Below are 21,607 nucleotides of genomic sequence, written 5' to 3'. Positions count from 1 at the left end.
AATTATTCCCCCTTTGTTCCTCCAACTGTCATTTCGCTAACACGAATCATCGGCTGACCAACATTGACAGGAAGACTACCACTAATGGCTCCGCACATGCCGGCACCATGTGCAAGATTATTCCCAACGCGATCAACTAGCTGCAATGTTTTTGCTCCGTTACCTATTAGTGTTGCACCACGTACAGGACGATCGATTTTTCCATCCTTCACAATATAAGCTTCCATAACCGCGAAGTTATAGTCACCAGTCGATGGATTTACTTGACCGCCACCCATATATTTTGCATAAATTCCATATTCGGTAGATGCAATAATTTCCTCAGGTTTAGATGTGCCTGGAGCGATATATGTGTTCGTCATTCGGGATGTTGGATTGAAACGATAGGATTGGCGTCGTGAAGATCCAGTTGGCTCAGCATTCATACGGCGCGCATTAAATTTATCAATCATGTAGCCTTTTAAAATTCCATTTTCAATTAAGATGTTTTTTCGTGTTTTTTCCCCTTCATCATCAATGTTAAGGGAACCCCATTCGTTTGGAAGTGTGCCATCATCAATATATGTAACAATATCAGGGGCAACTTTTTCACCAAGACGATTTGCAAAAACGGAATTGTTTTTCGCGACTGCTGTAGCCTCAAGTCCATGACCACAAGCTTCGTGAAATATAACACCGCCGAATTCATTATCAATGATGACTGGTAATTTTCCGCTAGGACATTCATCGGCATGAAGCATTGTGACCGCAATACGTGCAGCTTCACCAGCATAGTGCTCTAAATCTAGATTTCCGATAAATTCAAAGCCAGCATGTGCGCCAGGACCGTAGAAGCCAGTTTGCATTTCTTTGCCCTCGGAGGCAGTTGCCTGGATGGCAAGTCGACTATGAATACGCGTATCTTCTACAAATTTTCCTTCTGAGTTGGCGATTAAAACATGCTGCTCTTCGTCAAAATACCGAACTTTAACTTGACTGATGCGTTCATCATAATTTCTAGCAATGTCATTAGCCTGTCGCATGATTGTTGCTTTTCTAGCATGTTCCACACTGTTTGGTAGAATGATAATGTTATGAATAGGCGTAATAATTTCTTTTTTTAGTGGTTGAATCGTTCCGGTAGCACCTCCTTTAATGGCAAGTGCTGCTCGTTTTGCTGCTGCTAGTAAGCCTTCCTCTGAAAAATCGTTTGTGTAAGTGTAGATGCTCTGAAGACCAGAAAAAATACGTATACCAATGCCAAAATCACGTCCAGAAATACTTTGTTCAATTTTTCCACTTTGCAATGTACATTCATTGACAAACTTATCCTCGATGAAAACTTCGGAAAAATCGCCACCTGTTGAAAGGGCAGCTTCAAGTACATTTTCAATAACTGATTGTTTAATCATATTTCCTCCTCCTTTTCTTAAGTGTACCAAATAATCGGAATGTTCAGTGTTAATACATTAGGATCAAATCTAGTGAAATTTATCACATAAATTAATATATATTCTAATTGAGACGTTTTATGATAGGAGCGTTGGTAGGTGGGGAATATTTTTAATGAATATCTACACGAAAATCAAAAATTAATTATAATTTACTGCTTCTAACACCAAACTAATGGAAAATCAGAGGAAGGTGATGGGATGGAGCAGCAATATAGTGTAGGGGATATTGTTTATATTTTTTATCGCCATCCATATATTCAGGATGTAGCGAACATACAGGAAGCGGCAGTTGTGAATAATCCGGATCATCCAAATGAACTGGCGCTTTTTCTATTTGAGAATTATTACCCAATAACAAATGATATTCTAATGTTTACAAGCGAAATGGATGCTGAGCAAGCTTATCATCAGTATTTTCATTGATGAAGCTTATATTCAACTGCTTTTCAACACGTTAATGAGAGAAAACAAATTATACTTGTTTAATAAGTTTTCTCTCTAAAGCTTATTTCATAACTAACTGTGATACATACGGTTCAATATATCTACCATCGATTCCATCTGGTAATTTTAATAGTGAGAAATATTGCATTGTCTCTGATTCTTTATAATCAATTACTAAATCACCTTTAACATTTCTCGTATAATAGACGGCTGTAACGGAGTAGAATTCATCTCCATTAGAAACTTTAAGGTAATAATCTGGACCAGAAAAAATATCTAATAACTTTAGGTCCTCTATCATCAAACCTGTTTCCTCTAACACTTCTCTTTTTGCGGTATCTTCTAAGCTTTCTCCTAATTCCATCAAGCCACCTGGAAGCCCCCAACCTCCACCATATCTCTTTTGTAACAATACATCATTCTCATTATTTAAGATTAATACAACAGCACCTGGCAAAATAATGGGTTGGTGACCAACATATTGTCGTAAAAATTTATAGTATTCCATCGTTTCACTCATTTCTAATTGAATAAATTTATCTGTCCTTGTTTTAATTACACAAATTCCAGAGATTTCCTCCTTTAGATTCTAATCATGCTAATCTCCATTTACATATTATCTGTATAATCCCAGTTTTGATGGTAACGCTAAGCTGAGATAATCATTCAAAAAGGGGAGAATGTATTTGGATTCATTTCAACTGAATTGTTGGTCGGAGCATGAAGAGTTGGAGGTCGTTATGCTTTGTGAGCCATCAAAATTAGATGTAACAGATTCAACAATAGCTGAAAATGTAGGGTGGAGTGCTACTGTTAATCACGTAAAAGCAATGGAGAATTTCATGGAATTAAAGACGACGCTAGAAAATGCGGGTGTCAAGGTGATTGACTATTCGAAAGAGCTAACAAATGAGGAGAACATCGTAAGTGAGCAGCTTATAAATAGGTACTTTGTACGCGATCTAGCCTGTGTTTTAGGAAATAGTATGTTTCTTGGAGAGGCGGGTAGCTCTTTAAGGCGTCCGGAGTATACACATGCACACTCATTATTAGAAAAGTGGTTTCCAGAAAAAATCTTAAACGTTAAACAACCATCGGCCGCTTTAGAATGTGGAGATGTAATGATTTTAAATAGGGATGCAGTGCTTATTAATATTGGCATGAGAACAACGCTAGAGGCTGTAGAAAGTATTAAGGATAGCATCTTTCAGGAAGGATTTTCTGAAATCGCAATCATTGATTTGCCAAGACGCTCCGATACACTTCATTTAGATATGAATTGTAATGTGGCAAACGCAGATCTAGTAATAGCTAAAAACTTTATGCGTTATTTTCCTGTACATGTGTTCACACCTCAAACAAGTCGTTTCGAAATGACCGAGCAATTTTTAAATCATCATGGCTTGGATGTTTACTGGCTTGAAAAATATAATACAATCCCTGATATCAATTTTATCAATCTTAATCCCGAAACACTGTTGATTAGTAAGCAAGCAACGAAGCAACAATGGACGAAGCATCCACTATTGCAAAAAAAGAATTTAATAGAAATTGAAGTCACAGAGCTTGAAAAAGGCGGCGGTGGCATTCGTTGCATGACATTGCCACTAGTAAGAAAGTAAGCAAAAGGCAGGAGGGTTGATCAAATGACATCAAAAACAAGGAAAGGGAGGTTGTCTTGGTGGCAGCTTTCGCTTCTCGGTATAGGTTGTACACTAGGAACAGGATTTTTTCTTGGGACAAGTATGGCCATACATAAAAGTGGTCCTGCTGTTTTAATTCCTTTTTTGTTAGCGGCGATAGCTACGTATATCGTCTATGATGCTCTTGTTAAGATGTCAGTTGACAATCTAGATAAGGGTTCATTCCGTACGTATGCAAAGCAAGCTTTTGGAAATTGGGCAGGATTTAGTAATGGCTGGATTTACTTGATTTCTGAGATGCTTATTATGGGGAGCCAATTGACGGCGCTTGGTATTTTTACAAAGCTTTGGTTTCCAATGCTTCCTTTATGGGTTGCTGCATCTATTTATGCTGCACTTGGATTAGCCGTTATCCTTATGGGCATGAAGGGCTTTGAAAAATTTCAAAATATTTTTGGTGCGTTAAAGGCTGCAGCGGTTGTCATGTTTATTATAATAGCGGTTGTGTTAATTATAAAAGGGTTTAACACGGATTCAGCTGCACTTGATGCAATGCATGTAAATTATGAAGAATTTTTCTCGCAAGGTGTGAAAGGAATTTGGCTTGGACTGCTATATGCCTTTTATGCATTTGGAGGAATTGAGGTTATGGGTTTAATGGTCATTGATTTAAAAAACCCTAAAGAAGCGCCGAAAGCTGGAAAAGTGATGATTATTACGATTACTGTCATTTTTGTAATAGCTATTATGCTTGCCTTGGCGCTTGTTTCTTGGAAGGACTTTACTATAGAGGAAAGTCCATTTATTACAGTGCTTAATGGTTTTCATATACCTTTTGTTGCAGATATTTTTAATGGCGTTTTAATTATTGCAGGTTTTTCAACAATGGTAGGCTCTTTATACGCGGTCATAACAATTCTGATTACATTGGCAGAGGATCATGATGCCCCAACTTCTCTAGCGAAGAAGGGGAAAATGAAGATTCCATTTCCTGCATTTCTTTTTTTAGCTTGTGGTCTAATCATAACGATTGTAATAGGCTTCCTCATGCCAGAAAAGATTTTTGAATATTTGATTACAGCTGCAGGTTTAATGCTGATTTATAATTGGCTCTTTATTTTAGTGACCTATATGAAGCTAATGAAGCTGTCGAAGTGGGGGTATGTGAAGAGTGGAATAGGGATGTTGCTCATTGTGGTGACAGTGTCTGGAACGTTAGGGGAAAAAACAAGCAGACTCGGTTTTTTCGTGAGCCTGCTTTTTATCATCTTAATAGGAATTGCGACTTGGATTGTCATGAAAAGGCAAAAACAAGGTAAGAAAGCTTAATGTCCTTTGTTCTGTGGAAAGATCAAAGAATTTTGCATACGTAAAAAAGGACATTTCGATGGACTACGATCATCATCGCTTAAAAAATACTGCTTCCATTCATAACTACCTTCTTGCCCGTACCATTTTAAATCAGTATGAGCGGGAATAGCATCGTATTCTGTAATGCGTTGATGAATAAGCTTCTTTAATTTTCGACCAAATACAGTTGAGTCGTTCATTTCTTCAAATATCCAGCGTGGCTGGAATGCCATTAATAAAGTTGAGAAATGACGACTCTTTCTTAATTTGTGTGCGGGCGTTGCACAAGACACAAAATAAGGCTCACCGTTAAAACAAAATTCCCATTCATGGTGCGATGGATCGGTTGGAATTTCCTTTGGCCAATCGATATCATCAAATTTAGTTAAATTGTTTAAAACTGACCAAAATAAATTACTATAATCCGCTACATCGAAGTTTTTATGCATATCATTAGGGGTTTTGAAGAAAATGGTATGTGTTGTATAGTTGCCGAATGTTTGACAGTGCTTATCGTATTCCTTTAAGCATAGTGCTAACGTCTTTATCGAATGTTCCTCTCGAGGATCTCCGATAAAACTATAGCGTAAATGGTTCGATAAAAAACCTTTTCTAGCTGGAATACAGGGGAACGTATTTTCTTCATCTGCAACCATGGCAGCGAAGTCGGTATATGCTGACTGTTGCCATAATGGAAGTGTTTCAAAATGTTCTTCTATCCACTTCTTGTCTAACACTGCTACTTCCACTTATGTCTCCTCCTTCTATACATCTTTATATTATTAAAAAAAGTGCAGATGAGTGACGATGTATTGGCATAACGTTTTCTAACTAGGATCATTACCATAACGTGTGGTTGATTTCCGTTCCGACTGGGCGCTTTCCTGGGGGCGTCAGATGAGCCGCTTCGCTTCGCTGCAGGGTCTTATCTGTGACGCTAATCCCCGAGGAGTCGCCCAGTCTCCACTCCAATCAACTTATATGCATGACATACGTTTTAGCAAAATGTCATCCCTAAATTCCAATGTTGGATCAATTTATTAGAAATCATTTATATGGCTCATTACCATAACGTGTGGTTGAATTCCGCTTTGTCGCTGACGCTTTGCTTTCACGCAGAGCAGAGCTTCCTGGGGGCGTCCGATGAGCCGCTTCGCTTCGCTGCAGGGTCTCGGGCCAACATGATGTTGGTCACGAAGGCGTTATCACAGGATGTGATGGTTTTAGCCTTCGTTCCTCTATCGCTAATCCCCAAGGAGTCGCCCAGTCTCCACTCCAATCAACTTATATGCATGACATACGTTTTAGCAAAATGTCATCCCTAAATTCCGATGTTGGATCAATTTATTAGAAATCATTTATATGGCTCATTACCATAACGTGTGGTTGATTTCCGCTTTGTCGCTGACGCTTTGCTTTCACGCAGAGCAAAGCTTCCAAGGGGCGTCCGATGAGCCGCTTCGCTACGCTCCAGGGTCTCGGGCTAACAGGATGTTGATCACGAAGGCGTTATCACAGGATGTGATGCTTTTAGCCTTCGTTCCTCTATCGCTGATTCCCAAGGAGTCGCCCAGCCTCCACTCCAATCAACATTCGTTTTAACAAATGTCATTCCTAATTTTTTGTGAAAAGCAAATGAATAGTTTCGATTTTATTTATAATAGAAAACATGATTAATGATATGATAAAGTCCTAATATTTCAATTATTTAATATAAAGATTATTTATTAAGTGTTAAAAATTTAGAAGTTGAAAAGAATCAATGAAAGGATGGTCAGGCATTTGAATTCAACTACTATAAAATTAACAAATCGTATGTTAAGGATCATAAAGAATGCAGAAGATGAAGCTTCCTCTTCACAACAAAAATTGTTACTGCCAATTCATTTCCTGCTTGCTTGTTTTAAAGAAAAAGAGGGGGCACTTGGTGAATTAGTATTAAAATGTACTATGAATGAAGCTTCTTTAAGAAACTTGGTTAATGAATTTGATCAAAAATCAGAAAAGAAAGTTACAAGCCATAATTTATTTTCTGTTCCAGTATCAAATGATGTTTTAACAGTATTGGAACAAGCAATTTGCTATATGCAAAACTATAACCAGGTTTATTTAAATGAAGGTCACTTTCTTAAAGCACTAATAAAGACGAATATGCTTGAGAAATTCGTTTCAGAAGAAGATATGAAACTGATTTTAAAGCTTGGTACAACTTCGCGGGATATGGTTACTCATTTTCGCAATTACAATTTCCCAGATGCGATTTCTAATAATATTCGTAGAGTCAATCGTGATGATAAGAACAAGCTCATTCATTTTGTAGAAAGTCATTTTTCTCAAGAGTGGTCAGAAACGATAAAGAGTGCATTTTTAAGTACTACACCTTCCATATATGTAGCTTTTGATAATAAGGGAGATCTTGTCGGATTTGCTGGATTTGACATTTATCAAAATAAAAAATGTTATTTTGGCCCAATGGGTGTAGCGAAATCTAATCGTGTGAAGGGGATAGGATATTCCCTCCTCCATCATTGTTTAAAAGATATGCATGAGATGGGGTATGAATATGCAATTATCGGAGGAGCGGGTCCAATCGAGTTTTATGAACAAGCTTGTCATGCTGTGGTCATTCCTGCTACCAACTGTTAAGGAGATAAGAGATGAATATAGTTCAAGCAAACACTATTTCTCCAGCTATTAGAAAACTACTTTCATTTGCAACTTCGGATAAAAAAGTTCAACAAGAGTATGAAAAATATATATTTTTATCGGATAGGACATTATATAGCTTCGTAGTTGAGGGTGAAATAGTCGGTTGTATTGGTATAGAACAAATCAGTTTATCTTCATTCAGCAGAAGACTTCCACCTCTGAAGATGGCGAGATGAATGAGGGGGTAGTTCCTTTTCAGCCCAACACCTACTGAATGAAGATAAAACCTCCGGCGGATGTCACGGATTTTTAAAGGAATGAAAAAAAGATGTTAGCCTAAAACCTTCGCATCCTGCGAAAACGGCTAACTGACCTGCATCGTGCAGGCCTGGGCACAATTCAAAATCCGGACGTAATTACGCCTTGGCGTAATTGATTAGAGTGTGAGATTAAACATATCGCTGTATTAGCTGATCAAAGAGGAAAAGGTATTGGCAGTAAAATGATTAATTATATAGCAAGTAAGTACCCATCAATTGTTGCTGAAACGGATAATGAGGCTGTTGATTTTTATGGACGCTATGGTTTTTTCATAACTAGCCTTGGAGAGAAATACCCGGGTGTGGAACGCTTTCTATGTCAATATACTAAACAGTGAAAAAACCTGTATTGCTTTTCCTAATGAAAAGCAATGCAGGTTCTTTTTATAATTTTGGATTAAAGACCTTTTCGTCAAGAATGTTTAATGCATGATGAATGTCCTCTAAATCATTTTTAGATGCATGTTGGATAAGCTGTTGAAAGCGATCTTCTATACAGGCGAATGCTTCCTCCATTATTTTTTCTCCATCCTCTGTAAGGCAAACATAGTGCTTTCTTCGATCCTCAGTATCGCTAATTTTTTCAATAAACTTTCGTTCCTGTAGTTTTCGTAATTCACGGCTTGTATTAGGTAAGGACATATGCTGGCAATCACTAATTTCAGTAGGTGTAACTGGCTGGCTTACCTTTATATATTCTAAAATTTTATATTGTACAGGTGTAATATTATCGATTTTAACGTTTTGAGTTAGTTCGTGCGTTACTTGGTGTACCGCTGCTGTAAATGCTACGAACTGATGAAATAATTGTTTTTTGTCCAAATGGGTTCACCTCTTACTGACAAGATAACAAAAAACTTATCTTAAAACAATTATCATTTGACAACTAAAAATAGATAGTTTACTATTTTGTTATCAAATGATAAGTAATGGAGGATGCATGATGAATACATTAATTATTTATACATATCCCAATCATAAAAGTTTGAATTATGCTTTTTTACAGGAGGCTATTAAGGGCTGTCATGACAATCCTTCCATAAAGGAGACTCAAGTTTTAGATTTATACGAGGAACAATTTAACCCGATTTTAGTATTTCATGAACATAAACGTCGTCGTGATATGTTTCGTGATCCAAAGCTTGAGAAATATCGTGAACAAATTAAGTGGGCTGATAAAATCGTATTTGTTTATCCGATATGGTGGGGAAGACCACCAGCTATGCTTTTAGGGTATATTGATCAATTGTTTGCGGCCAATTTTGCTTATAAAGATAAAAAGGGGCTATTTCCTGAGGGGCTTTTAAAGGGAAAATCAGTAGTGTGTATTTCGACAATGAAGGGGCCAACAAAATATCCACTCTTATGGCTGAATAATGCGCATAAAATATTAATGAAAAGAGCGTTATTTAATTTTGTTGGCATTAAACAAGTGAAGTTTTTTGAATTTGGCAATATGGAAAGTAAGAAGGGGAGACAAAGCAAAAAACTCGAAAAAGTTTATCAATATTTTAGAAAAGTAGCTTACTAGTTCATCTGCCTAATATACTCGTGCAGACGAAGAAAGAATCTCCTATTCGTTTGCACGAGTCATATTGGTTTCTAGTGGCAATGTTAAAAAAAACGTTGTGAATTCAGCAAGCTTGCTTTCAACAGTAATTGTGCCTTTATGCATATCGACGATTTTCTTCACAATAGATAGTCCTAAGCCACTTCCGCCATTCTCAGCTGTCCTCGATTGGTCTGCCTTATAAAATCGTTCGAATACATGATTTTGTTGTTCCGTCGTTAAACCAATACCATTATCATGAATAGCTATAGTGATCGTATCTATTTGTTTCGTCATAGATATTGTAATAATGCCAGAAGCTGGCGAGAATTTAATACTGTTGCTTAGTAAATTCATCCATACTTGATTCATTAAGTCCTCATCAGCATTTACTGAAATGTTTTCTAATTGAAGATCCATCTCAATATTTTTAGCTAGCCAATTTGGTTCAAGTGCTAGCACTACATTGCGCAATTGCTTATCGAGCCGGTAATGCCTTGGCTCGAAGGGGTGATGTTGTGATTCTAACGACGTAAGCTTTAGTAAATTGTCACTAATTTTTGATAGTCGATTACTTTCCATCTCAATGATTGCTAAATAATGCTGTCGCTTATCCTCTGGGAGGTCTATGTTTTTCAATGCTTTAGCAAAGCCGTTAATAGAGGTTAGAGGTGACTGAATTTCATGCGATACATTCGAGATAAATTCTTGGCGCATTCTTTCTATTTCACCTAATTCGACTGCCATATGGTTGATGCCATGTATTAATTGACCAAATTGATCTTCATCATCTGCTTTAAGATCTAACTTGACAGTAAAATCACCTTTAGCAATACGACTTAATGCATCTACAATCGTATTCCAATAGTTCCGTTGTTTTTTTAGCCCAATTAAAAAGGTGATAATAACAGTGCATGCAAAGAGAATAAAAACACCAACTACGGTCCAGAATTGAAGCCAGAAACCTTGTGGATGTTTGCCTAACCAATCATAAAGCCAGGACGTTATGTGGTAGGAGATAAAAGTAAATACGATGCTAATGGTAAGAAGAAGCATTAAAATTAAAAAAAGTTTTAAACTATTTTTTAATCTTCTCATGAAACAAGTTCCAGTCGATAGCCTAGGCCGCGAATTGTACGAATAACAAATCCACTTGTTTCTTGAGGGAAACGTTGACGAAGTCTTTTAATATGAACATCGACTGTACGTTCATCACCTTCATAGTCGTACCCCCAAATTTCTTCGATTAACTGTTCACGTGAAAAAGTTTTTCCAGCATAGCTTGCTAATGTAAATAATAGTTCAAATTCCTTTAAACGAAGTGTTAAAGATTTGCCATTATACAAGACTTCATGTGTATTTCGATTTAACTTAATAGTGCCAGCTTCCACAAGCTGAGATAGGGAAATACGGTATCTTTTAAGAATTGATTTCACACGAACGATCAGCTCTGCTGGCTCAAATGGTTTAACAAGATAATCATCTGTTCCAAGATGAAAGCCCTTTACCTTTTGTGAAGTTTCTCCCTTTGCGGTTAACATTAAGATGGGTAGATTATCATTAAATGAACGTATTTCTTCGCATAGTTCCCAGCCATCCATATTTGGCATCATGATATCCATAATAATCATATCCACCTTATCAGAATCCAATTTGGACAGTGCATCTACACCGTCCGTAGCTTCAATTACCTCTAAACCTTCATTTTGTAAAAATACCTTAATTAATTCTCGAATATGCGCATCATCATCTACAACTAATAGTTTTGTTATGCTAACAAATCCCTTCGTTATTCCTTTTTTATACGTAATTGTTGTTTGGCAAATTCTCGGTACATATCATGCGTCTCAAATAAAGTATCATGTGTGCCACTGCCTGTAATATGTCCTTTCTCTACAAAAAGGATTTGATCTGCATCTACTACTGTTGAAAGGCGGTGTGCAATGACAAGCGTTGTTCTACCTTGCATTAAATTATCCAATGCTTTTTGAACATAAATTTCCGAGTTACTATCTAGACTAGATGTTGCTTCATCTAGCATTAATATTTGAGGGTCGCGTAAAAGTGCTCTGGCGATGGAGATTCTTTGTCGCTGACCGCCAGAAAGCTTAATGCCACGTTCTCCAACTTCTGTATCAAATTGCTCAGGTAGTTCATTAATAAATTGATCGGCATAGGCCATTTTGGCAACTCTTTCAAGCTCTTCATCCTGCACTTCTCTGTCAATGCCGTAGCAAATATTTTCACGAATCGAACCAGACAGCAGTGCACTTTCCTGGGCAACATAGCCGATTTGGCTTCTCCAAGAATGTAGGGAGTACGTGTCGATAGGCGTGTCTCCGAGTGTGATACTTCCGTTAGTAGGCTGATAGTATCTTTCTAATAGAGAAAAGGTAGTTGTTTTTCCTCCGCCACTAGGTCCTACGATAGCCGTAACTTGACCAGGTTCAATGGTAAAATTAATATTCGATAAAATCGGTTCTTCACCATAAGCAAAGTAAACGTTTTTTACATGAATCGGCTGATTCACTTTTTCTAATGTTTTTCCTTCGAAAATATCTTCTTCCTCATGTTCAAGTAATGCACTGATTCGCTCTGTAGCACCCATTGCTTTTTGAAGCTGTGTAAAGAACATCGTTAATTGGGTCATCGGCATGATGATTTGGATTAAATATAAAATAAATGCCACCATGTCGCCAGCTGTAAGCTCTCCTGAAGAAACTCTAACACCTCCATAACCAATAATGGCCACAAGGACTGACATTAAGACAAACGAAATGAGTGGCGAAATAAGAGCATGGATTTTAGCTTCTCTTAAGCCAAACGTAAAGAGGTTGGTAATTCCTTTCTTGCCACGCTCATATTCAATATTCTCAGCATTTGAAGCTTTTACTAATCGTGTTTCAGGTAAAACTTGATTGAGCACAGATGTAAATTTGGCTGTCTCATCTTGCATTCCTTTCGAAATGACAAACATACGTCTTCCTAGAAGCATTAAAATAACCATAGCAAGCGGAACAGCAATTAGCATCACTAATGTCATTTTCCAATCTAAGATTAGTAGAATGATGATGGAGCCAATAATGGAAATAACACCAGATACACAGTTTGCAAGGTGTTCTGTAATGAGCTCCTTAACGACAGCTGTGTCATTCGTAACACGACTTAATGTTTCACCTGTATCGTTCTCATCATAATAAGGGATAGGTAAATGAAGTAGCTTTCTCCAAAGCTGATCTCGTAATTTCGCGACAACATGATGTCCGACACGATTTAAATAATAGATGGAAAGTCCACTCGCGATAGCTTGCACGATAAAAGCAATACCTAATATAATAATTTGCCAATAATCAAGTGATTCTAATGAAAAGCCATCGACTAATTTTTTTGTAAATAATGGAACGATAAAGCCAACGCCTGTAGTCGCTAAACTCATAATTAATGAAATAATTAAAAGCCACATCGGTGGCTCAGCCTGTTTGACTAAGCGAATAAAACGTCGCCAATCCTTCGTTTTAGTAGTATCTTTTAAAGTCTCTTGCAACGTTAAAATCTCCCTTCATTTTCTTCAACTAAAATATGAATCCTTTATGTTTCTTACTATAACATGACATTATGAACTGAATATGAAATGAGGAGGTAATGAGGATAGGTAGCAGGAACATAAACTCCACATCAGAAAAACGCGAGAAATCAATGTTTAAAATTGATTTCCCGCGCTTTTAAAAGTTTCGACTTGCTAAGTCCCAGCCTCTTTTTTAATTATACTCGTCGATAGAACCAAGTACAAACCCTAGTACTCCAAATAAGAACATCAATACTACATATATACCGACTGAAATCAGCGCCCATATTAAAGCGGATTTAGCGGCTTTAGGCTTATCATCTTTCCATACAAAGTACATAATAATCCCTAAGAGCGGTATACAACAAAAGGAAAGGATATTAATAGCTATATTAGGTTTATCCTCTTGGTATGTATTATGTACACGAACACCACATTTTGGACAAATTTCTGCTTGTGCCGCAATTTCTTCACTACAGTGTGGACAAAACATATTAAATAAAACCTCCTAAAATTAAAAAAATTCCCATTTTCCTACTGCTTTTCTTTCATAGCATTTTTTCCCGATTAAATAAGCATCAATTAAAATAGGTAAACCAACAATTATGAATCCAATTATTAAATTATTTAAAATATAAACAGAAATCATTATAAATATAAATAAGCAAAGAAATCCCTTACCCACTTGATTATTAATGATTTGGCCTACACCGGGTATTAGAAATGTAAGTAATGCAGGAGCTAGTGGATGAGTACCCTTTGGAGATTTTCTTAAAATAATACCGCATGAAGTACACATATCTTGAAAAGGATTTATTTCATAGCCGCAATTATGGCAGTAATTAAGTACTTTGAATTTTCTAACGCCGCAATTTGGGCAAATTTCTGCATTCTCTAATAGATTGGATGCACAGTATGTACAAAACATTTTAGTCTCCTTAGTTAAAAATTAATGAACCAATATATTCCCCTTTTTTATAGAGATAAATAGTTAAACTCCAAAATAAGAGAGCGGCGTATAAAAACATAAAAACAATGCCTATTCCACCTAGTATTCCTGTTACTAATCGCCGATAGTTTGTACTAAGCCATTTATTAAATAATTGTCCCGATCCGTCTATAATCATAGGAATTGTTAAAATAAGAGCATAAAAAAAAGGTAAAACTTTAAATAACGCCAATATAATGCCAATCACATATCCAATACAAATTCCTGTGCAACGTGCGCAAATCGGAAATTGAACACCTCTGTAAAAAAAAGATCGGCTTGGTAATCTATGGCAAAGGAACAAAAATTGAAAATATCGATTCACGAAATCACCTATTTAATCAAGTTTTTCAATAAAAGGAAACAACGAATATAATATACTAAAAAAAGTAATATTGGTAGTACCTTCAATGATAAAAATTAATTTTTACATAATTTAATATAAAATGATTAAATGAATAGGTATTTATTCCTATGGGGAATGTTCTAGCTTTTAAAGAAGAAGTTTAAAATAAGTTCCTTTTTTTGGAGGGATAGCATTTAATGCTATAAATCGACAGTCGGTCTATAGAGTGCTGTATCTCATTCTATTTATAAAATAGAAAAGTCACCATGTTGACTTTTTAAAAATCGTTATGTTTCATTTGGTAAACATGGTGACTAAATAGAGAGGTGCTACATATGGATTTTAATCTTTTATTGAAGGAATTGCATTTTATGTAGCAAAGTTATGCGACTTTGTTTTCAGTTGTAAATAAGGTTCAAATAAGAGGAGATGAATATTTAGAGGTATTAACTTCTAGACAGCATATGGCTCTAATTGCTATTGCCCATTTACCAGAAGAAAATACAACACTTGTAAATATAGCTAAAAAGCTTGGTACGACTAAGCAAACTGCGAATAAGTTAATAACGAGTCTTGTGAAAAAAGGATATGTCCAAACGATACCAAGTAAATTAGACAAAAGATCGATCAATGTCGAGATTACTTCAGAGGGAAAAATAGCTTTAATTGCTTGTTCGGAGAAGTCAACTTACTTTTTAGCAGACATCTTTAAAGACTTTACAACAGAGGAAATTGAAACATTGTGGACGCTATTGCAAAAACTCTATCGTTTTGACGGTGAGGAACTAGATGGGTATGAAGAGACGGTAAATATAGAGGTAGAGAAACCAGAACAGATTTCAGGCTTCCAAGAGAGAGTTTTAACGGAGTTATTAAAACGACGATATGGAGATGAATAACGTCATGATTAAAGGGGATAAATCGTTTTTTTATCATCAAAAGGCAAAAGAGACTGAACAGAAGTTAAAAGAAAAAGTATATCTAATGAAACATAAAATAAAGAAATCTGCCTATGACGTTAAGGAAAAATTTCGTCGGAAATCAAAAATTAGTCGCACTGGAAATTATGTATCTATTATCGTGGGACTATTGCTGCTAATGATGTCTTGGAGTACGCAAATTGAGTGGCTCATATGGTTAAGTACTATGAGTATTTTCAGTAATGTTCTTCTTCTTACGATTCGAAAAAATGATTTATTTCAGGCGTGTTGATTAGAAAAAAATAGGCTTATTATTGAGCGATAATAGGATTTTTGTTGCTATTTTGCCAATATATTCCCGTTTTAACTGATTGTAGCGTAGGACTACTCGACTCCCGCGGGAAAGCGAGTAGCCCGTAGCGGAAATCAGAGCCTTCTAATTGGTTCAAGATAGGCGTGGATGATAGTTACTTTAATAGTTCTAAAAGAAAGGGGTCTAATGATGGAATCACAGATTAAAAGAAAAGGCTTTTCAAAAGATTTTAACCTGATGGTGATTGGGCAAATTATTTCTATTTTAGGTTCTGCGCTTTTAAGGTTCGCCTTATCACTTTATGTACTAGATATTACAGGACGTGCCGATCTTTTTGCAGTACTATTTGCGATATCGAGCGTTCCAATTTTACTAGCACCGTTCGGAGGAGCCATTGCTGATAGGTTTAATCGACGCAATTTAATGGTGATTTTCGATTTTATGAGTAGCATAATTGTGTTTATTTTCTTCGCAATGCTAGCAATTGGTAATAGTTCGATTTTTCTTATTGGTGTAGTGATGGTATTGCTTTCCCTCGTTAGTGCTATGTATGCACCTGCAGTGATGGCCAGTATTCCAGTACTTGTAGAAGAGGAAAAGCTTGAGCAAGCTAATGGAATTGTTAATGGTATTCAAGCATTGTCTAATGTAGCTGCTCCTGTATTAGGAGGAATACTGTACGGTTTGATTGGCTTAAAAGTACTTGTCGTGGTGAGCGGTGTGTTCTTTTTCTTATCGGCCATATTAGAGATGTTTATTCATATCCCATTTATACAGCGAGAGCGGAACGGTCATATTATTCCGACGCTTGTCAATGATTTGAAAGAGGGCTTTCGCTATGTTGTGAAGCAATCTTTTATCTTCAAATGTATGATTTTAGCGGCATTATTAAATTTATTATTAACACCGCTGTTTGTCGTAGGTGTACCGATTATTCTCCGTGTTACATTGCTAAGTAGTGATACACTATATGGAGTAGGGATGGGGTTAATCGATTTTGCCACAATTTTAGGGGCTTTATCAATGGGGTACTTTGCAAAAAAAATGGGTATCACTAATTTGTATATTTGGATTTTCATTACTGCTTTATTGATTGTTCCAATGGCTATAGCGGTTACGCCTCTGCTGCTGAATATTGGCTATTATCCATCCTATACTTTATTTGTTTTGAGCGCACTTTTAATCGCTATGATATTATGACAATCATCTCCATTTATGTTATTACACTTGTACAAAAAGAAACACCTAATGAAAACTTAGGGAAGGTCATGGCTATTATCATTGCCGTTTCACAATGTATGGCACCAATTGGGCAAATAGTGTATGGCTTATTATTTGAAGCATTTAGTGTTAAAGTCTATGTTCCTATTTTAATGATTAGTATTGCCATGGTAGTGATGGCAATAGTAACAAAGAGGATTTTACGATTTGAAAAGAGCGAGGCAGCACAATGATTCACTTTTATTGTTGGGAATACAATACAAATAAATAATGATCCCCGTTTATTATGTTTAATTTTAAGCCCCTAAAATGCTCCTTACAAGGGGCTTTTTTTGTAGATAAATAATTCCGTTTCACTACATAAAATGGTAAATAATACTTGACCTTCAAGTTAGTTGAAGGTTTACATTGGAATTAAGAGAGGTGTGATGATTTGAAGAAATTTATGACCATTCAAGAATTCTCTGAAAGAACAGGTATAGCCAAAAGCACATTACGCTTTTATGAAACTAAAAAATTACTGTTACCGGAGGAAAGAAGTTCAAATGGCTATCGAGTGTATGCAGATAGTCAAATTGCGACAGTAAAGTTAATATCCACTTTGCGATTAGCAGATGTATCTATTCAGGAAATTCAAAATTATTTACACGAGCAGGATGAAACGACTCGCCAGGAAATGATGAAAACATGGATTCAAAATATGAAACAAAAACGAGACCTATTGGATATTAGCTTACGTTACTTGGAAAGTAATTCGATTCGAGATGGTATCTATTTGATTGATAAAAATGATGAAAAAATCATTTGGTATACAGCTCAATCAACAACGGGTAAATTTGGCGCGCACTTTGAAAAAAGAGCAAACGAATTAAAACAATTAAATATAAGTATTAAAAGTTATTATTTAAATTATTTATCAGGTCAAGATGTAATCAAAGCTCAAATCGGCTTTGGTGTTCCAGCAGATACAAAAATACATGATCTAGCTGAAAGTGATTTTATTGAACATATGCCTTCTTGTATATGTCTGGCATTACCATTTAAAGAACAAATGACAACGATCAAGGATGGATACATAAAATTACTTCAATATGCGCTTCAACATAAATGGGTGCCGACACGCTCCATTCTTGAGTGGTATCGAGGTGATGACTTTACTCAATTAGATTTATTGTTGCCTGTTATACAAATGGAGCAGGGATGAAAAGAAAATACTACTAGGGATAGTTTGAGGAAGGTGCAATATGAAACGGTTCATCCGCTTTAGTATGAAAAATGCTTTAACAATGATATTAGTAATACCACTTATTATTGTGGGAGGAATTTATTCATTACAAACTTTACATATTGAAAAATATCCGAATATTGATATTCCATATTTAACAGTAGTTATCCCTTATCAAGGAGCTTCACCTAAACAAGCGATGAATGATATAGGGGAGCAAATGGAAAGGGAATTGATGAAACTCGAAGGGAGAAAAAATGTTTATACGAACGGTGTTGCTAATGCCGTCTTTTCAACGATTGAATTTGAAATGACAACGGATATGAAAGAAGCAGAGCAGCTCGTAAGGAGAAGTGTAGATAAATTACAGTTGCCTAAATTTGCAGGGGAACCGAGGTTCGAATTAACTAAACCTGGTGGAAATCCAATTATTTTCTCGATGGGAATATATGCTACAGAAAAAATTGACGAAGTTCAAACCTTTGTCAAGAATACTATAATTCCACAACTTACTGTAATAGAAGGTATAAGTGATATAGAAATCAATGGAACAACGGAAAAGTTTATTTTTATTCGACTTCTGCCACAAAAATTGATGTCAAATGGTATTACTTTAGACGATGTTCGAGAAGCTATTTTGGCAAATAATCTATCAATACCGACTGGAGACATCTCTATATCAAATGAAGTATTACCAGTGCGAATAAATAGCGAGCTAAAATCTATTGAGGAAATAAGAGACATAAAGGTTTTTACTAAAGAAATAAATTCGCAAAACATTACAACTACGAATTTAGGCGAAATAGCTGAAGTTTCATATGAAAGTGAATATACGAACAATATGACACGCATTAATGGAAAAGAGGGCGTAAGTTTCAGCATTATTCCTGAAGGTGGTGCTAATGCAGTAGCCATCGTTGATCAAGTGAAAAATGTAATAAACAATTTAGCTATTCCGGAAGATTATAAAGTCGAAATTTTACGTGATCAATCCATCGAAATTAATCAATCGGTCCATTCTATGTTACGTGAAGTATTTTTAGGGGCGTTAATGACAATCATCATCACCTTATTATTTTTAAAAAATATTCGTTCGACTATTATTGCAGTCATTTCCATCCCTGTCTCAATTTTTGCATCTTTTCTTTTGTTGAAGGCAATGGGATATACATTAAATATTATGACACTTGCTGGTATCGCTGTAGCAGTTGGACGAGTTGTAGATGATTCAATTGTCGTCATTGAAAATATATTTAGAAGAGTAAGAGCTTCTAAAGAAAGAAATGAAGAATTAATAGAGCAAGCTACAAGTGAAGTAGCAACTGCGATTACTTCCTCAACGATCACAACAGTTGCTGTTTTTTTACCACTTGCCTTTGTGCCAGGAATTGTAGGAGGTTTTTTTAAGCCACTTGCATGGACTATTGTTATTTCATTGTTGATTTCATTAATTGTAGCTGTAACGGTTGTTCCAATATTGTCAAAGGTCTTTTTATTAAAAATTACTACTAAAGAATCACATGAAAATAGACTTCAAACTTGGTATCGAAACAGTTTGACATGGGTTTTACACCATCGTTTAGTTACTTTAACCGTGGCCTTATTAATTTTGATAGGCTCTATTTTCACTATTGCACCGAGGCTAGGGACAACCTTCCTGCCACAAGAGAAAATGAATGATTTCAAAATCGAAATGACAATGGCAAAAGGAACTTCTTTCATGAAAACAGCTGATGTCGTAAGTAGAGTAGAGAATATATTATTAGATCGAAAGGACATCAACCTTATAAATACCAATATTGGCGGTCAATCTGAAAGTGCGACGATTTCATTCGTCGTCAATGATTCTGTTGGAAATTTGACTGACTATGTAAATGACGTACGACTACAATTAACAACGATAACTGAACCAGAGGAAATGACCGTCACAGGTATTGGTGGAATTATAGGAGGGGCAGAAAGCAGATACACACTAGTTGTAAATGGGACGGATTTTGAAGATATTAAAAAAGCAAGTGAGCAGATTACAACTGCTTTAAAAGAAGTACAAGGAATGGAGGACGTGACAACATCTTTAGAAGGAGAAGTACCAGAAATCGTTTTCGATTTGGATGATAAAAAACTTGCTGAAAAAGGAATCACTCCAGCTATAGTTGCACAAAGCCTTCGAACACTCATTAGTGGGGATGTAGTAACGACCATGAGGGTTGAAGAGGAAACAAGAGAAGTGAACCTAGGATTGAAAATGGATGAGGTTACATCTCTTAAAGATTTAGGACAGCTCCAAATCAGTATTGCAATGGGAATGCCTGTCTTTCTTCATGAAATAGGAGAACTGAAGAGGGTTAATAATATAACTTCAATTACTCATCTAAATGGCCATGAATATATCATGGTGTATGGAACTATTATGGATGAAAAAGTAGGAGATGTAATTGCCCAAGCAGATAAGGTAATTAATAACTTACGGCTTCCTGAAAATATTAGCTATTATAAGGAAGGTGTATCTGCATCGATGGATGATGGTTTCAAAGATTTGTCGATTGCCATAGCAATAAGTATTTTCTTAGTTTATTTGGTTATGGTTTTTACCTTCAAAGAAGGGAAAGCACCGTTTGTTATCTTGTTCGCTATTCCATTTTCTGTTATTGGCGCATTAATTGGACTTTATATTATGAAGGAACCAATCGGTATGCCAGCAATGATCGGTTTACTCATGCTAAATGGAATTGTCGTAACGAATGCTATCGTTCTAGTTGATAAGGTGAAGCAATTTGAAAGATGTGGGATGACCAATCAAAAAGCTTTAATTGAAGCAGGGGTCATACGTATTCGCCCAATTTTGATGACTGCTATTGCAACAATGGGTGCATTAATCCCAATGGCTATTTCGAATGAAACTGGGATGATATCAAAGTCTCTTTCTGTTGTAGTTATAGGTGGACTATCTACTTCTACTTTTTTAACATTATTTATCGTACCTATTCTTTATAGTTTATCTTCATTCAGTAGAAGAATCCCACCTCTATAAATGGTGAGATGAATGCGGTTTAAGTTGCTTTTCAGCGAGAGTACAAACAACCGCTGAAATAGAGGAACTCAGTCTAAGAACGCCACGTCCTGTGGCAATTTATCTGTGCGAAAGCGAAGCGACAGCAACACGGTTTTAACTGTGCGAAAGCGAAGCGACAGCAACACGGTTTTAACTGTGCGAAAGCGAAGCGACAGCAACAACACACGACTGAGTGACCAACATCACGTTGGCCCAAAGCCTCCGGCGGATGTCACGGATTTTGAAAGGAATGAATAAAGGATGTTAGCCTAAAACCTTTGCATCCTGCGAAAACGGCTAACTGACCTGCATCGGAAAAAACGCCACGTCCTGTGGCATTACCGAAATGACCGACATCGTGTCGGCCCTCGTGCAGGCCTGAGCACAATTCAAAATCCGGACGCAATTACGCTAAGGCGAAATTGATTTAAAAAGAATTAAACAATCATAGAACTTTAGACAAAACTCTATAAAAATTAATAAACCGCATGAAATCAAATTTATAAACGTTGATTTCATGCGGTTTTATTTTCTACAATTCGTATTAAAAAACAATTAGTTTTCGACGAATGTCCCAGCCTTATAATTG

General features: G+C 36.2%; 21 protein-coding genes and 1 pseudogene. 12 read left to right on the top strand and 10 right to left on the bottom strand.

All coding sequences use genetic code 11. The features are described 5' to 3' along the window. Positions 1-2 precede the first annotated feature (2 nt). Complete coding sequence (locus tag ACQKN2_RS06770; RefSeq protein WP_427414295.1) at positions 3-1,391, bottom strand: TldD/PmbA family protein; 1,389 nt, start codon at positions 1,389-1,391, stop codon at positions 3-5. Positions 1,392-1,631: 240 nt separating this feature from the next. Here ACQKN2_RS06770 and ACQKN2_RS06765 point away from each other — a divergent pair, with 240 nt between their 5' ends. Further along, the gene (locus ACQKN2_RS06765) at positions 1,632-1,856 is read left to right on the top strand and encodes a transcriptional regulator SplA domain-containing protein (RefSeq protein WP_427414294.1); all 225 of its coding nucleotides are present in this window, start codon (positions 1,632-1,634) and stop codon (positions 1,854-1,856) included. An 82-nt stretch (positions 1,857-1,938) separates the two neighbouring features. On the opposite strand, the gene ACQKN2_RS06760 is transcribed toward ACQKN2_RS06765, so the two are convergent. Continuing rightward, positions 1,939-2,385, bottom strand: a complete 447-nt coding sequence (locus tag ACQKN2_RS06760; protein ID WP_427414293.1) for an NUDIX hydrolase — start codon at positions 2,383-2,385, stop codon at positions 1,939-1,941. A gap of 172 nt (positions 2,386-2,557) precedes the next feature. Here ACQKN2_RS06760 and ACQKN2_RS06755 point away from each other — a divergent pair, with 172 nt between their 5' ends. Both ACQKN2_RS06755 and ACQKN2_RS06750 read left to right on the top strand, forming a co-directional pair. Beyond that, a complete protein-coding gene (locus tag ACQKN2_RS06755) occupies positions 2,558-3,499 on the top strand; it encodes an arginine deiminase family protein (protein WP_427414292.1) in 942 nt (313 codons plus the stop codon). A gap of 24 nt (positions 3,500-3,523) precedes the next feature. Next, positions 3,524-4,849, top strand: a complete 1,326-nt coding sequence (locus ACQKN2_RS06750) for an amino acid permease (RefSeq protein WP_427414291.1) — start codon at positions 3,524-3,526, stop codon at positions 4,847-4,849. On the opposite strand, the gene ACQKN2_RS06745 is transcribed toward ACQKN2_RS06750, so the two are convergent. Continuing rightward, positions 4,846-5,619 (bottom strand): YqcI/YcgG family protein, encoded by a 774-nt coding sequence (locus ACQKN2_RS06745; RefSeq protein WP_427414290.1) that lies wholly within the window; start codon positions 5,617-5,619, stop codon positions 4,846-4,848. The genes ACQKN2_RS06750 and ACQKN2_RS06745 overlap by 4 nt on opposite strands. A 1,033-nt stretch (positions 5,620-6,652) precedes the next feature. Between ACQKN2_RS06745 and ACQKN2_RS06740 the strand changes: the two genes are divergently transcribed. From ACQKN2_RS06740 to ACQKN2_RS06730, 3 genes are all read left to right on the top strand, one after another. After that, entirely contained in the window at positions 6,653-7,516 is an 864-nt protein-coding gene (locus tag ACQKN2_RS06740; protein WP_427414289.1) for a GNAT family N-acetyltransferase, read from the top strand. 11 nt (positions 7,517-7,527) lie between these two features. Next, positions 7,528-7,755, top strand: coding sequence for a hypothetical protein (locus ACQKN2_RS06735; protein WP_427414288.1), 228 nt, complete (start codon positions 7,528-7,530; stop codon positions 7,753-7,755). A gap of 212 nt (positions 7,756-7,967) precedes the next feature. After that, positions 7,968-8,177, top strand: a complete 210-nt coding sequence (locus ACQKN2_RS06730) for a GNAT family N-acetyltransferase (protein ID WP_427414331.1) — start codon at positions 7,968-7,970, stop codon at positions 8,175-8,177. A gap of 46 nt (positions 8,178-8,223) precedes the next feature. On the opposite strand, the gene ACQKN2_RS06725 is transcribed toward ACQKN2_RS06730, so the two are convergent. Next, complete coding sequence (locus ACQKN2_RS06725; protein WP_427414287.1) at positions 8,224-8,661, bottom strand: MarR family winged helix-turn-helix transcriptional regulator; 438 nt, start codon at positions 8,659-8,661, stop codon at positions 8,224-8,226. A 121-nt stretch (positions 8,662-8,782) separates the two neighbouring features. On the opposite strand from ACQKN2_RS06725, the gene ACQKN2_RS06720 reads away from it, so the two are divergent. Further along, entirely contained in the window at positions 8,783-9,370 is a 588-nt protein-coding gene (locus ACQKN2_RS06720; RefSeq protein WP_427414330.1) for an NAD(P)H-dependent oxidoreductase, read from the top strand. A 42-nt stretch (positions 9,371-9,412) separates the two neighbouring features. Here ACQKN2_RS06720 and ACQKN2_RS06715 read toward each other — a convergent pair whose 3' ends face one another. From ACQKN2_RS06715 to ACQKN2_RS06690, 6 genes are all read right to left on the bottom strand, one after another. After that, positions 9,413-10,486 carry a HAMP domain-containing sensor histidine kinase gene (locus ACQKN2_RS06715; RefSeq protein ID WP_427414286.1) on the bottom strand — a complete coding sequence of 358 codons (1,074 nt, stop codon included), beginning with the start codon at positions 10,484-10,486 and terminating at the stop codon, positions 9,413-9,415. Next, a complete protein-coding gene (locus tag ACQKN2_RS06710) occupies positions 10,483-11,160 on the bottom strand; it encodes a response regulator transcription factor (RefSeq protein ID WP_427414329.1) in 678 nt (225 codons plus the stop codon). Before ACQKN2_RS06710 ends, ACQKN2_RS06715 begins: the two co-directional genes overlap by 4 nt. Before the next feature lie 17 nt (positions 11,161-11,177). Further along, the gene (locus ACQKN2_RS06705; protein WP_427414285.1) at positions 11,178-12,932 is read right to left on the bottom strand and encodes an ABC transporter ATP-binding protein; all 1,755 of its coding nucleotides are present in this window, start codon (positions 12,930-12,932) and stop codon (positions 11,178-11,180) included. Positions 12,933-13,146: 214 nt separating this feature from the next. Further along, the gene (locus ACQKN2_RS06700) at positions 13,147-13,446 is read right to left on the bottom strand and encodes a zinc ribbon domain-containing protein (RefSeq protein ID WP_427414284.1); all 300 of its coding nucleotides are present in this window, start codon (positions 13,444-13,446) and stop codon (positions 13,147-13,149) included. Positions 13,447-13,467: 21 nt separating this feature from the next. Beyond that, on the bottom strand, positions 13,468-13,881 hold the full coding sequence (locus ACQKN2_RS06695; RefSeq protein WP_427414283.1) for a zinc ribbon domain-containing protein: 414 nt from the start codon (positions 13,879-13,881) through the stop codon (positions 13,468-13,470). 10 nt (positions 13,882-13,891) lie between these two features. After that, positions 13,892-14,266 carry a DUF2085 domain-containing protein gene (locus ACQKN2_RS06690; RefSeq protein WP_427414282.1) on the bottom strand — a complete coding sequence of 125 codons (375 nt, stop codon included), beginning with the start codon at positions 14,264-14,266 and terminating at the stop codon, positions 13,892-13,894. A gap of 413 nt (positions 14,267-14,679) precedes the next feature. Here ACQKN2_RS06690 and ACQKN2_RS06685 point away from each other — a divergent pair, with 413 nt between their 5' ends. The 5 genes and pseudogenes from ACQKN2_RS06685 to ACQKN2_RS06665 all read left to right on the top strand — a co-directional run bounded on the left by ACQKN2_RS06685 (position 14,680) and on the right by ACQKN2_RS06665 (position 20,997). Beyond that, positions 14,680-15,186 carry a MarR family winged helix-turn-helix transcriptional regulator gene (locus ACQKN2_RS06685; protein WP_427414281.1) on the top strand — a complete coding sequence of 169 codons (507 nt, stop codon included), beginning with the start codon at positions 14,680-14,682 and terminating at the stop codon, positions 15,184-15,186. Positions 15,187-15,190: 4 nt separating this feature from the next. Continuing rightward, a complete protein-coding gene (locus tag ACQKN2_RS06680) occupies positions 15,191-15,499 on the top strand; it encodes a hypothetical protein (protein ID WP_427414280.1) in 309 nt (102 codons plus the stop codon). A 210-nt stretch (positions 15,500-15,709) separates the two neighbouring features. Then, positions 15,710-16,974: pseudogene (locus ACQKN2_RS06675) on the top strand (MFS transporter). Positions 16,975-17,174: 200 nt separating this feature from the next. Further along, entirely contained in the window at positions 17,175-17,945 is a 771-nt protein-coding gene (locus ACQKN2_RS06670; RefSeq protein ID WP_427414279.1) for a MerR family transcriptional regulator, read from the top strand. Positions 17,946-17,985: 40 nt separating this feature from the next. Continuing rightward, a complete protein-coding gene (locus ACQKN2_RS06665) occupies positions 17,986-20,997 on the top strand; it encodes an efflux RND transporter permease subunit (protein WP_427414278.1) in 3,012 nt (1,003 codons plus the stop codon). The last annotated feature ends 610 nt before the right edge of the window (positions 20,998-21,607 follow it).

Origin of the sequence: Lysinibacillus sp. NPDC093688 (genome assembly GCF_050280145.1) — a bacterium.
GTDB lineage: Bacteria > Bacillota > Bacilli > Bacillales_A > Planococcaceae > Lysinibacillus > Lysinibacillus xylanilyticus_B.
This window is presented reverse-complemented; position numbering and strand designations above follow the sequence as displayed.

What these genes read in the sequence shown, in the direction of transcription:
- ACQKN2_RS06715 (WP_427414286.1), bottom strand. Translation starts at nt 10,486, where the DNA reads ATGAGAAGATTAAAAAATAGTTTAAAACTTTTTTTAATTTTAATGCTT.
- ACQKN2_RS06750 (WP_427414291.1), top strand. Translation starts at nt 3,524, where the DNA reads ATGACATCAAAAACAAGGAAAGGGAGGTTGTCTTGGTGGCAGCTTTCG.
- ACQKN2_RS06755 (WP_427414292.1), top strand. Translation starts at nt 2,558, where the DNA reads ATGTATTTGGATTCATTTCAACTGAATTGTTGGTCGGAGCATGAAGAG.
- ACQKN2_RS06700 (WP_427414284.1), bottom strand. Translation starts at nt 13,446, where the DNA reads ATGTTTTGTCCACACTGTAGTGAAGAAATTGCGGCACAAGCAGAAATT.
- ACQKN2_RS06680 (WP_427414280.1), top strand. Translation starts at nt 15,191, where the DNA reads ATGATTAAAGGGGATAAATCGTTTTTTTATCATCAAAAGGCAAAAGAG.
- ACQKN2_RS06765 (WP_427414294.1), top strand. Translation starts at nt 1,632, where the DNA reads ATGGAGCAGCAATATAGTGTAGGGGATATTGTTTATATTTTTTATCGC.
- ACQKN2_RS06695 (WP_427414283.1), bottom strand. Translation starts at nt 13,881, where the DNA reads ATGTTTTGTACATACTGTGCATCCAATCTATTAGAGAATGCAGAAATT.
- ACQKN2_RS06735 (WP_427414288.1), top strand. Translation starts at nt 7,528, where the DNA reads ATGAATATAGTTCAAGCAAACACTATTTCTCCAGCTATTAGAAAACTA.
- ACQKN2_RS06665 (WP_427414278.1), top strand. Translation starts at nt 17,986, where the DNA reads ATGAAACGGTTCATCCGCTTTAGTATGAAAAATGCTTTAACAATGATA.
- ACQKN2_RS06760 (WP_427414293.1), bottom strand. Translation starts at nt 2,385, where the DNA reads ATGGAATACTATAAATTTTTACGACAATATGTTGGTCACCAACCCATT.
- ACQKN2_RS06720 (WP_427414330.1), top strand. Translation starts at nt 8,783, where the DNA reads ATGAATACATTAATTATTTATACATATCCCAATCATAAAAGTTTGAAT.
- ACQKN2_RS06770 (WP_427414295.1), bottom strand. Translation starts at nt 1,391, where the DNA reads ATGATTAAACAATCAGTTATTGAAAATGTACTTGAAGCTGCCCTTTCA.